Raw genomic sequence first — 12,975 nt, forward strand, 5'->3', positions numbered from 1 at the left:
GGTGCAACGTAAACGAAATATGCCTGCGGACGTCTAACTTACAACCGCCTTAGGTTAAATCAGTTAAATACCCGGCTATGCTGTACCGTATAATGAAAAGCTGCCTGTTGCTGGTAATGTCTGTCGCCGCCACAACAGGTTTTGCGCAATCCTGGCCCGTTACCCTTACCATGGACAATGGCGATCTGCTGAAAGTCTATGCACCCCAGCCGACACAGTTTTCCGGCAACACCCTGCAGTTCCAGTCTGCCGTTTCCGTTCAGAAGAAATCAGCCGAGCTGCCGGTTTTCGGTACGCTGTGGGCAACTTCAAACACCGGCAATGATGCTGTACACGGCGTTCAGGAACTGGAATCAATGAATATCACCGGCATCCGGTTTCCTGCAGACATCACTGCAGACGAGTCCCAGTACATTCAGCAGTTCCTGGAAAATGCGCTGCCTGGTTCCCATGCTGCTGTAAAGACAGCCGATATCCAGCAGGCCCTGAAGATAAATGAAGAGAAGAAGGCGCTGGATGCCGATTTCGAAACCAAGGCACCGGTGATCTATTTCAGAAACAAACCGGCGATGCTGGTAGTAATTGACGGTGATGCCAGGTTCCAGCGCAACAATGACTGGGGTCTGGATGTGGTAATCAATTCTCCCAATACCATCGTCCGCCTGGATGGCAACCGGTTTTACCTCTATGGCGGCAAACACTGGTATGAGGCACCGGCCGTAACGGGACCCTATCGTTACCAGGCTTACCCGCCGGCTGCCCTGTCAAAAGTAGAGACCGCAGTGGATCAGCAACAGGAAGCCAGCAACGGAAAAGGTAATGGTGACGATAGTTTCGATAATGAGTTTGATAATGCGGACAAACCGGTTGGTGAAGTGCTGGTGAGTACCGTACCTGCCGAACTGATCCAGACCAATGGCGAACCCGCATTCAATCCCATTGACAACACGAGCCTGTTGTATGTGGAAAATTCGCCCAACGATATTTTCATGGATATCCCTTCACAGCAATATTATTTATTGTTATCCGGTCGCTGGTACCGGTCCAACTCCGTTTACAATAACTGGAGTTATGTGGATGCATCCAGCCTTCCTGCTGATTTTGCCAATATTCCCGCAGGCTCGGCAAAGGACAACGTGCTTGCCAGCGTTGCCGGTACACCCGCTGCCAGCAATGCGCTGATGGACGCCCAGTTGCCGCAGACGGCAAGGGTCGACCGGAAGTCTGCCGCTGCCTCCGTAACCTATGATGGTGCTCCGGAATTCCAGAAGATCAGTGGTACCCGGATGAGCTATGCCGTTAATACCGCTTCTACCGTAATCAAATACAGGGGTTCTTATTATCTCGTGGAGAATGGCGTTTGGTTTACGGGCGGATCACCTTCCGGCCCATGGGCAGTGAGCACTTCCCGTCCGGATGAAGTTGACCTCATCTCTCCCCGCTACCCGGTTTATAACGTGAAGTATGTGTATATCTATGATTACACCCCTGACTATGTTTATATGGGTTACACGCCTGGTTACATGAATACTTTCGTGTATGGCCCGACGGTAGTATACGGAACCGGCTATTATTATAGTCCCTGGTACGGATCTTACTATTATGCGCGGCCCTGGACCTGGGGTTTCAACATGCACTATAATCCCTGGTACGGCTGGTCATTCGGCTTCAATTACTCGTCCGGCTGGTTCAACTATGGCTGGGGGTACCGCCCCTGGGGAACCTGGTGCGGTGGCTGGTGGGGACCGGTAAGCTATCGCCCTGCGTACTGCGCGCCCTATTACCGTAACCATGGCTATTATGGCTACCGCAATAACCATTTTTATGTGAGCAATCGTGGACGTTACGGTTCCAACGGCTATTATGGTTACAGCAGGCCCAACAACAATATCTATCGTCAGCGAAACAATATTGCCAGCAATGACATCTACCGGTATTCAAACAATCGCCCGGACAGAACTCCAGGCAGAGTGGACAACCGACCCAACCGTGCTGATAACAGGCCGGGTAACCGCCCGGATAATGGGAGGTCGGATAACGGAAGGCCGGACCGGAACCGGTTCGATAATCCAAGACCTGTAACGGACCAGGGGGGTAACAGGCCCGACAACAGGTTCAATACCCGTCCAAATAATAACAGCGACCGCCCGGCACCAACAGTGGTTGACCGCAATAATAATCCGGAAAGAAGTTACGACAGGATCAATACGCGGCCGGGTGGCAACCCTGAGCGTGTCAATGACCGGAGAGAATCGCCCCGCCGTGAACCGCAGCGTGAACCACAACGCGAACCACAGCGCGACAGCAGGAGGGAAATGCCGCAAAGGAGTTATAATCCCCCGCAAAGGCAACAGCAGGCACCGCAGCGCATGTCACCGCCGCAACGGCAGTTCTCTTCTCCATCAAGAGTTGAAGGGGGAAGCAGCAACAGGGGTGGTGGCGGAAATGGTGGTGGCAGGCCGGACAGGAGGGGGCATTAAACGTTTTTGCCCATGACGAAATCGTCCATCACATAACCGTTGCCGATGTCGATCACTTCGTCTTTCTCGATCCGGAATCCCATCGCTTCATAGAAGCGGATAGCAGGATTATCTTTTTTGACATTCAATATAAGGTGCGCGCCATAGTGGGTGCGCACTTCTTCTTCTACCATATCCAGCAGCGCACGGCCAACGCCCTTACCCTGCACTTCCGGTAACACATATAGCTTTTGCAACTTCCATGTCGCGTCGGTGACCTTACTGAATGAAGCGAAGCCCACTTCTTCCAGTTCAATCTCCGCGATGATGAAACGATGGTCCCATTCCAGGATCTGTTTTTCCAATGCTTCGGGACTATAAAACAGGTCCAGCATATATTCCAGCTGGGGAGCCGGAATCAGTTCACGGTAGGTCTCGGGCCAGATACGATGAGCCAGGTATCCAATTGTCGGAATATCGTCCTGATCTGCGCTTCTTATTACCAATGCTTCGCTCATGAAGGAAAATTATGCTTTGAAATAGCCTGGTGCATCTTGATAGCCTGCCAGGAAAGCCGGATAGCTACCAGGTAAGACAGGATGGCGATGCCAAACAAATATCCACCGGATATATGACTGGTGATCGAATTATCCTGCTGCACCATCAAAAAAAGATCAAAAAGTCCATGAAACAAAACCGCGAGCAAAAAACCCCGCAGTTTCAACCATCGCGCCGCGTTGGAATGGGTGAATTTTGCCAACCCGATATAATACCCCATCAGCACGCCGAATGTGGCATGCGCGGGAACCGATAAAAACATCCGGACCAGGGCAGTTCCCCACCCGAACTGCCATACATAGCCGATATTCTCAAAAGTTGCAAATCCCATCGCCACCATTACAGAATAAATGATGCCATCAAAAGGTTCGTTGAAGAAAGGTCGCGGATAGGCATACAACCTGGTCATCATGAATTTTGATCCCTCTTCCGTCAGTGCTACCGCTACAAAAGACAGCAGCAGGTAATAGGTCCATCCGGAGGCAGGAATGAAGCTGGATAGGAGTGTTGATAAAGTCAACTGCAGTAACAGCGCAGGCAATACTGCGAGCATTCCCAGGAAAAAAGACTTGACCAGTGCGCGTAAGGGCTCACGGTCATATTGGTCCATCGAATAAATAAACCAGATGATGGCAATTCCCGGTGCCAGTGCCAATGCGAGCAAACCCATTCCTTTCTTTTGTTGCGCTGAAATTAGTGAATTAATATTGACTCATAATTGCTACCCGATGGTAAAAAGACTCCTTCCGGTTGGGATGTTGCTGATCACTACTGCTGTTTTTGCACAACATTTTGGCGGCAATCCACCCGCCATCCGCTGGCAGGCCATCGAGCTGAAAAAGACCAGCATTATCTTCCCACAGGGATTTGATTCCACTGGCTCCAGGGTCGCAACTTTGTTGCAGCGTATCGATAACCTGCAGGATTCCAGTATCGGCGACCATCGCAGGAAACTAAGCCTGATCCTTCAGCCGCTGACAACTGTTTCCAATGGCTATGTCGCCCTTGCGCCGTTCCGGTCGGAATTCATGTTGACTTCCCCGGCAAACCCCTTTTCCCAGGGAAGCATAACGTGGACGGATCAACTCGCACTTCATGAATACAGGCATGTTGAACAATACAGCAATTTTAACCGGGGACTGGCCAAAGTCTTCAGCATTTTGCTGGGGCAGCAGGGACAAGCCTTTGCCAATGCACTAACCGTACCTGACTGGTTCTTTGAAGGTGATGCCGTTTACCAGGAAACTTTCCTGAGCAGGCAGGGAAGGGGAAGGTTGCCTAATTTCTATGAAGGCTACCGGGCAATCTGGGAAGCGGGTACCCATTACCGGTATATGAAGCTGCGTAACGGTTCCCTGGTGGACTTTGTTCCCGGCCACTACGACCTGGGGTACCAGCTGGTTGCGTATGGGCGAAACCGGTATGGCAATAATTTCTGGAAGCCGGTAACACAAGACGCAGCCGCGATGAAAGGACTTTTTTATCCGTTGCAGCGCGCTGTCCGGAAGTCAACCGGACGCAGTTTTCCTGAATTTGCCGATAGCGCGCTGAACAAGAGCCGCAGTATCCTTGTAGCCCATGAAGCGGGTCAAAGAGACAAACAACCGGTTGTAAACGAGGAAAATCCCTTTACGACTGAAGCGGGCGAATTACTGTTCCTGAAGTCCAGTTATAAAAGGGTAGCTGCGTTTTACCTGCGAAAAGATGGAAAGGAGGAAAAGATCCGCACTAAAGACAGGGGGCTCGACAATTACTTTTCCTACGCCGGCGGCCTGCTTGTTTACGCTGCCTATCGACCTGATGCCAGGTGGGGATGGAAGGATTATTCTGAACTGCAGCTGCTGGATATACATAGCGGTAAACAGAAACGGATCACCCGGAACACGCGGTATTTCTCGCCCGCATTGTCACCTTCTTCAGACTCCATTGTAGCGGTTTATAACGATCCCGGCGCTGCCAACGCACTCGATCTGCTGGACGCTGCCGGCAGGTTGCTCCGGCGACTTCCCAATACCGGGAATTATGTATACGCGCACCCGGCATTTGCGGGTGATAAAATAGTTGTGGCCGTACGTAATGCCAGTGCACAAATGAATCTACTGGCTATTGATCTTCATACGGGTGTGGAAACGCTGCTTTTCCACTGGGCAAATACAGTTATTGGCTATCCCCGTTTCAGGGAGGGCTCAATTTATTTTACCGCATCAACGGGAGGTGTAGACAGGATCTTCTCCTGCACCACTGATGGTAAAGGGCTGCAGCAATGGGACAATACCATTGCAGACAGCAGCAGGTTGGGGCAGTATCAACCTGATTTTCATAAGGGTGCGCTGACCTGGATGCAGTTCAGTGCCAATGGCCAGAAAATTATTCGTGTGCCAGCTGGTAGCCTGCGGCCAAAGCCGGTTCCGGAAACGGCATTATCGGTTTCAGATCCCTTGCAGGTAGCGGCCCTGGTGTCTTCGTGGAATGATCTTTCCGCACCAGGCCAGGATACGGGGTTTGCTGCACACCGCTATCGGAAGACCACCCGGCTGTTTCAGTTTCACAGCTGGCTGCCGTATTATGAAGAGCCGGAATTCAGCTTCAGTGTCATGAGCCAGAATCCGCTGAATACTTTTCAGAGTGCCTTAAGCTTTGTGTATAACCGCAACGAGGGCTATAAGCAGTTTGGTTTTTCCGGCACCTATGCCGGCTGGTTTCCCTGGCTGCAGGCAGGCGTGAATTATACCATCGACCGAAGGGGCATCTTTCAGCAACGCGAGATTTTCTGGAATGAAACGGAGCTGTCCCTGGGGGTTGGCGTTCCACTCAACCTGAGTCGCGGGCGGTCAATCCGCAACCTGTCCGGATCTGTAAAACTCGTATACGACAAAACTTATTTCCATGAGCCGGAAAAATCCCAGATTGGGAATCCGGATTACTACTACCTCGATGAAGAGGTTAGGTTTACGAATCAATCACTGCAGGCAGTTCAGCAATTCAATCCCCCGTTTGCGCAAACTTTAAGGCTTCATTACCGGCATGCCATCAAGCTGTTTGATTCAGAACAATTGCTTGCCACCACCAATCTTTATTTCCCGGGCCTGTTTCCCAATCACAGTATTGTGCTCAATGGTGCAGGACAATTCAGGGATAGTACCAGCGGCATTCGTTTTACCGATGAAATGCCCTTTGCACGGGGGTACAATGATGTCAACTATTACCGGTCCCTCAAATGGGGCGTCAACTACGCGTTGCCTTTGTTTTATCCGGATGCCGGGTTATTTCAGATCGTTTACCTGCTCCGGGTAAGAGCCAACGTGTTTTATGACCATGCTTATGCGAAAGACGTGCAGTTGTTGCAGTCAGCAGACTACCAGCAATTCCGGTCAACCGGCATCGAACTGTTGATCGATTCGAAATGGTGGAACCAGTTGCCGGTAAGTTTCGGGATACGCTATTCCCGGTTACTGGATCCGGATCGGAATGGTTACACCGGATCCAACCGTTTTGAATTCATCCTACCCGTTAACCTGATTCCGGCTGGTGTGAATTCAAAAACTCCTGTTGTCCAGTAAAAATTGCGGTAGGCTTTGACTGCCGGAGCTTCAGCGCAGGCAGTAGCTTTAGTGAAGGTGGGCTTTGCCCTCCGTAGCCTTGGCGAAGGAGGGAGGTGCTTTTATGAAAAATGGTAATTCATAAAACTGAGTGAAATGAGCCACCAGACTGCGTTTCACAACCCTGCGCGTTTATAGACGGTTGTTGCAAAGATGCAAACCATGCTGCCTTAACCAACTGCATTAACCAACCTGAAGCCAGCCCCCACTAAAGCTTTGGCTGATGAAGCAATGCTGATCCGTATCACATGGTTATGCTGTCAACACTGGCAATTTTCCTGTCGGAGGCTAAATCTTATTTACCCGGTAAACAGAACTACCCGTTTAATAAAACTATACTCTAAACGTTTATTTCACATACGGCTACCAAATGCAGGCTGGCTTTGCCCCGTAGGCTTGGCTAAGAAGGGCTTCGACTGCCGTAACTTCAGCGAAGGCGGGCTTTGCCCACCGAAGCTTTAGCGTAGGTGGGTGGCTCATTTCACTCAGTTTCTGAAATTGCAATATTTTGAAAACTGGATACCTGTCGCCCAATAGCGGCAAAACAGCTGTCAATTCAAGGCCAAAGCCCGCTGTCAATTCAAAACCAAAGACCGTTTTTTAAAATGCTGGTGATTGATCCACTGGTTGGCTTTCAGCGTGAGCCAGGCTGACCCTGCGCCCAGCAGTGCGCCGGCCGCAACATCACTCGGGTAGTGAACGCCGAGGTACATCCTGGAATAACCCACCAGTGATGCCCAGCCGAAAGCCGGAACACCTACATACCATTTGGGATAAGCAATAAACAGGGCTGTCGCCGTGGAGAATGCCTGTGATGTATGCCCAGAAGGAAAAGACGGACTACCTCCTGAACTTTCGGGTATGATCAAACCGGGGTAGTCTTTAGATGGACGCGTCCGGTTGACCGTATGTTTCAACACGGTGGTGAACAGGCTGGAAACGGCAATGCTTTCGCCTATATACAGGGCTTTCCGGGTCATGGCCGGATCGTGCCGCACCTGCGCGGCGACAAACAGGCTTACCGGGACAGCGAAACTGATTGCTCCTGTAGAATTGGAAATGCCCTGGTAAAATTCCATGTGCCCATGGGTGCGGTCCTCCATGAACTCCATCAGGGTTGTTTTATCGATGGCTGGTGCCTGTGCTGTCACCCGCATACTGCTGAATGACAGGGCCAGAAATGCCAGCAGTATGCGGGGTAGTTTCATATAATGTAAACCTACCTAAATAGCATTAAAAAAGCGGCCACCGGCCGCCCTTTTACAATTGATTAAGGAAAAGATCACATGGTGGCGAGACTTTCTTCGATCACTTTGATCTTTCCTTCTGCGTCCTGTTGCTTGCGCCTTTCCATTTCAACGATTTCCGGTTTGGCATTTGACACAAACCGCTCATTGCCCAGTTTCTTTTCTACAGATGCAAGAAATCCTTTCAGGTATTCCAGCTCTTTTAACAGGTCTTCTTTCTGGTTTCCGGTTTCCAGGGGTTGTTCGGTCTGGAGGTAAAACCTTTCCTTCCCGATAACAGCGGTGATGGATTGCGCGATCGCTTCACCGGTGAATTCTACGGATGCGGCATTTACCTGGCGGGAGAGAATAACCCTGATCGCAGTATACTGATCACGATCCGGCGAATCAATAAACAGGCTGACCGTTTCCTTTGGCTTCAGCTGCGCCTTGTTGCGGGCATCCCGCAGGCCGCTGATGATGTTTTTCAGGAGCTGTCCTTCAGCAAGAACAGCGCGGGCTGCATTGTTTTCCAGCGCAGCCACCTGTACTTCCACAGAAGGAAACTGCAGCATGCAAAGGTCGTCGCCATCCTTCCTTTCGGAAAGTGCATGATAGATCTCCTCCGTAATAAAGGGCATATAGGGATGCAACAGCTGCACCAGCGATTCAAAGAAACGGATACACTGCTGCAGGCTGCTATTGCTCATCGGTTCTCCGAAACCGGGTTTGATCCATTCAAGATACCAGCTGCAGAAATCATCCCAGATCAGCGAATAGATCGTTTTCAACGCTTCGCTTAACCGGAACTGTGCCAGCAACTGTTCCACTTCCACCCGAACTTCCATCAGGCGGGTCTCAAACCAGCGGTGTGCCCATGCATCTCCGGAAGGTGCCGCAACATCGGTTGCTTTTTCCTTCCAGAGCTGGATCAGTTTGGCGGCATTCCACATCTTGTTGTTGAAGTTGCGGCCCTGCTCCAGTGCACTCTCATCAAACAACAAGTCGTTGCCCGCAGGAGAGGAGATCATAATGCCGAAGCGTACTGCGTCTGCGCCGTATTTGTCGATCAGTTCGAGCAGGTCGGGCGAATTGCCCAGGCTTTTGCTCATCTTGCGACCCTGCTTATCGCGTACCATCCCGGTAAAATAAACATCGCGGAAAGGGCGCTCCTGCTGGTATTCCATGCCGGCCATCACCATCCGGGCCACCCAGAAGAAGATGATATCCTGACCGGTTACCAAAACAGAAGTGGGATAGTAATATTTGAATTCTTCATTATCCGGTTCCGTAATGCCGTTGAATACTTCCATCGGCCACAGCCAGGAGGAGAACCAGGTATCCAGCACATCGGCGTCCTGGGTAACAGCGCTTTCTTCCACGCTGATTCCTTTTTCCGCGAAGGCTTTTACGGCGCCGGCACGATCGGCAGCAACCACACAAACCCCGTCACTATTGTACCAGGCGGGAATCTGTTGTCCCCACCACAATTGCCGGCTGATACACCAGTCCTTTACATTTTCCAGCCAGTAGCGGTAAGTCGCCAGGAATTTATCACCCGGGTGGATGCGGATATCACCGCTCAATACGGCATTCAATGCCGGCTCGGCCATCTCGCGCATTTTGAGGAACCACTGGGTTGAGATTTTTGGTTCCACCACGACGCCGGTCCGCTGGCTGTAACCCACGCGCGTATGATAGTCTTCCGCCTTGATCAGAAATCCTTTTTCTTCGAGTTCTGCTACGATAAGCTTACGCGCCTTGAAACGATCGGTCCCGATATAGATCTGGGCCGCTTCGCTGAGGGTGCCGTCATCGTTTAGGGTATCCACCACTTCCAGGTTATGTTTCAGTCCCAGGTTGTAGTCGTTGATATCGTGGGCCGGCGTCACTTTCAGGGCCCCGGTACCAAATGCAGGATCAACATAAGTATCGAAGATCACCGGGATGCGGCGGTTGATCAACGGCACGAGGGCATAGGCGCCCTGGAGATTCGCATACCGCGGATCCTCAGGATTCACACAGATCGCCGTATCGCCCATGATGGTTTCCGGACGTTGTGTAGCGATCACCAGTTCACCACCATTTTCGAGCGGGTACCGGATATGATACAATTTGCCCTGAACTTCCTTGTATTCCACTTCTTCGTCGCTGAGGGCCGTCTTTGCTGAGGGGTCCCAGTTGATCATCCTGGCGCCGCGGTAGATCAGTCCTTTTTCATACAGATCAATAAAGACCTTGATGACCGCTTTGTAATAGTGGTCATCCATCGTGAAAGTCACCCGGTCCCAGTCCACACTGCAACCCAGTCTTTCGATCTGGTTGTAGATGATGCCGCCGTATTTATCTTTCCATTCGAAAGCATATTTGAGGAATTCCTCACGGCTCAGGTCGGCTTTGTGAATGCCTTTTTCTTTTTCGAGCATCTGAACCACTTTGGCTTCCGTGGCGATGGAAGCGTGGTCACTGCCGGGTACCCAGCAGGCATTGAATCCGCTCATTCTTGCTTTGCGGACGAGGATGTCCTGTACTGTTTCATTCAGGGTATGGCCCATATGGAGCACCCCGGTAACATTGGGCGGCGGGATCACGACGGTGAAGGGTTGCCGGTGATCGGGTTTGCTGTTGAAATATCGTTTAGCTCTCCAGTGTTGTGTCCAGTGCACCTCTGCTGTGGCCGGGTTAAAATTCTTACTCAATTCCATAAGGAGGCAAAAATACTTAAATTGAACCTATGAACACCTACCGGAACCGGCTGCTTTGGATGATCCTCCTTTGGATGCCGTACCTGGCTTTTGCCCAGGATTCCCTGGCGCCGCAGATCAGCGGCCTTACCGGTAATGATTCCCTGTCTGCACAGCTTGTCAGGAAAATGGAAAAGCTGACGGCGGACATGAACCAGATCAACAGCGTATTGCTGCGCGGGCTCGATACGACAGAGATCAGCGAAAACCTTCCGGGGATCCGGGGCACGCTGCAGAAACTGAAACAGAACCTGTATGATAAAGAGATCCACCTCAATCTCCGGAGCCTGAGTGCCGAACGGGTCATTGTGCACCAGTCGCTCAGCCAGTTGACGGAGTGGCAGAAGACTTTGGAAAAGTTCACGGCAAATCTCCTGCAGTTAAGAGGAAATGTGGTGCGGGATGTGAATGATTCGCTGTTCCGCCAACTCAAAGCGGATACAGCCATTTATCATTTGTACCAGCTTCAGTTCCAGGAGCAGCGTACCCGGTGGCAAACGATGACTGGTGCTTATGCGGTTCAGTCAGGCAATCTTTCCCGGCTGCTGCACAATGTAGGGGAAGCCATTATGGATGGAACGGATGTGCTGGATGAGATCAATTTCCGGATCCGCAACATCAAGCGTTCCATGCTATCCAAAACGGAGCCCTTTCTCTGGGAGAAATCCGGGAAGGAACCGATTAATTTCTGGCAGTCGCTCTGGCGGTCTTTTGATCCTAATATCCGCCTGATCCGGTATTACCTGCGCGATAACTGGGAGCCTGCAGCCTGGATTTTGCTGCTTGCCGGAGGCTGCTTCTGGTGGATCCGGAGAAGCCTGTTCAAGATCAAAAAGCAGCAATTGCCCGGTTTGCTGGAGCCGGTGCTGTATCTCCGCCGCGGCCCGGAATTGTGCTGCCTGCTGGTGTTCCTGACCTTAACGCCGTTTGTTTCTTCCAGTCCGCCGGCCGTATATATCGAATTCCTGTGGGCCGGCATGTTGCTGGTGGCCACGGCATTGGCCTGGTCCGACTGGTCGGAGCGCTACCGGCGCTATTGGATCCTGGTCGTACTGCTATTTATCTGTTTTGGGTATGACAACCTGTTGCCGGTAATCACGAAGGGCGAACGCTGGTGGATGCTGATCCTGTCCGGACTGGCAGTTTTTACTGCCTGGCAATTGTACCAGGAGGTGCGGGTATCTTCTAAAAGTTACCCCGTATTCCAGAACGAAGTAATCATCTTTTTCGGCATTGCCAACGTGCTTTCTTTCCTGTTAAACATACTGGGACGATTTACGCTGGCCAAAGTACTGAGCAACAGCGCAGCCATCGCGTTGGCGCATGCGCTGTCGTTCTACCTGCTGGTAGAAATCCTGATTGAAGCGGTGTACCTCTGGCTGGAAGCCAATAAGAACAGTGCGATCGGCAATTATATCCAGTTCAGTCATATCCGCAGCAAATTGCGGCGCATACTGGTATTTGTGGGTGTGCTGTTCTGGCTCACCGCTTTCGTGTGGAGCCTGAACATGATGGATAGTGTCATAGAGCTGATGACCGGGTTCATGAATACTACCCGGCATATCGGCAATGTTGATTTTACTTTTGGCAGCATCCTCATTTTTATTGCGGTGCTCTGGATTGCCGTTCAGCTGGCGAACCTGATCAGCTTTGTTTTTTCCGGCAGGGAACCACAGATAGGTGTGTCCGGAAAGAACAGGATAGGATCCTGGATGTTGCTGATCCGTTTGCTGATCCTTTCTGTCGGATTTTTTCTTGCCATGGGGGCAGCCGGAATTCCGTTGGATAAGCTGGCTATCATCATCGGCGCGCTTGGTTTGGGTATCGGGTTCGGCCTGCAGAATATCGTCAATAACCTGGTGAGTGGTGTTATCCTCGCCTTTGAGAAACCTATGGATGTGGGTGATGTGATTGAAATAGGGCAACACTCGGGCCGGGTGAAGGAGATCGGGATCCGCGCCAGCAAGATCGCTACGGCCGACGGCGCAGATATCATTGTGCCCAATGGCGATTTCATTTCGCAACGCCTGATCAACTGGACCCATAGCAATACTTTCCGGCGGATAGAGATTGTGATCGGTGTCGCCTACGGTACCGACCTGGATAAAGCGGAAAAAATTGTGCAGCAAAAACTGCTGGAAGCGAAAGATATCCTGGCGCAGCCGGCACCTTCCATTATCTGGTCGGAAATGTCGGCCAGTTCCGTGAACATGCGGGTGTTGTTCTGGACCAATGAATTCGATCAATGGGTGTCGCTGCGCAGCACCATGCTGAAAGTGCTGTATAAGGCACTGGAAGAAAACGAAATCGAAATTCCCTATGCCCAGCAGGATCTTCATATCCGTTCCATTGATGAAAATGTACTCCGGAATATTACTAAATAATTTAG

7 protein-coding genes are annotated in these 12,975 nt (G+C 51.2%); 3 read left to right on the forward strand and 4 right to left on the reverse strand.

The features are described 5' to 3' along the window. Nucleotides 1–77: 77 nt before the first annotated feature. On the forward strand, nucleotides 78–2,480 hold the full coding sequence (locus tag FPE01S_RS24950) for a pilus assembly protein (protein WP_052955787.1): 2,403 nt from the start codon (nucleotides 78–80) through the stop codon (nucleotides 2,478–2,480). On the opposite strand, the gene FPE01S_RS13995 is transcribed toward FPE01S_RS24950, so the two are convergent. Further along, nucleotides 2,477–2,977: a GNAT family N-acetyltransferase gene (locus tag FPE01S_RS13995; protein ID WP_046369550.1), complete on the reverse strand. Its 501-nt coding sequence runs from the start codon at nucleotides 2,975–2,977 to the stop codon at nucleotides 2,477–2,479. The genes FPE01S_RS24950 and FPE01S_RS13995 overlap by 4 nt on opposite strands. Continuing rightward, a complete protein-coding gene (locus FPE01S_RS14000) occupies nucleotides 2,974–3,687 on the reverse strand; it encodes a PrsW family intramembrane metalloprotease (protein ID WP_046369551.1) in 714 nt (237 codons plus the stop codon). Before FPE01S_RS14000 ends, FPE01S_RS13995 begins: the two co-directional genes overlap by 4 nt. Before the next feature lie 58 nt (nucleotides 3,688–3,745). On the opposite strand from FPE01S_RS14000, the gene FPE01S_RS14005 reads away from it, so the two are divergent. After that, complete coding sequence (locus FPE01S_RS14005) at nucleotides 3,746–6,577, forward strand: TolB family protein (protein WP_046369552.1); 2,832 nt, start codon at nucleotides 3,746–3,748, stop codon at nucleotides 6,575–6,577. A 614-nt stretch (nucleotides 6,578–7,191) separates the two neighbouring features. Here FPE01S_RS14005 and FPE01S_RS26345 read toward each other — a convergent pair. After that, complete coding sequence (locus FPE01S_RS26345; RefSeq protein WP_046369554.1) at nucleotides 7,192–7,824, reverse strand: phosphatase PAP2 family protein; 633 nt, start codon at nucleotides 7,822–7,824, stop codon at nucleotides 7,192–7,194. A 74-nt stretch (nucleotides 7,825–7,898) separates the two neighbouring features. Next, entirely contained in the window at nucleotides 7,899–10,547 is a 2,649-nt protein-coding gene (locus tag FPE01S_RS14020; protein ID WP_046369555.1) for a valine--tRNA ligase, read from the reverse strand. 29 nt (nucleotides 10,548–10,576) lie between these two features. Here FPE01S_RS14020 and FPE01S_RS14025 point away from each other — a divergent pair, with 29 nt between their 5' ends. Then, nucleotides 10,577–12,970, forward strand: a complete 2,394-nt coding sequence (locus tag FPE01S_RS14025) for a mechanosensitive ion channel family protein (protein ID WP_046369556.1) — start codon at nucleotides 10,577–10,579, stop codon at nucleotides 12,968–12,970. Nucleotides 12,971–12,975: the final 5 nt, after the last annotated feature.

The organism is Flavihumibacter petaseus NBRC 106054, from assembly GCF_000974785.1.
Classification (GTDB): domain Bacteria; phylum Bacteroidota; class Bacteroidia; order Chitinophagales; family Chitinophagaceae; genus Flavihumibacter; species Flavihumibacter petaseus.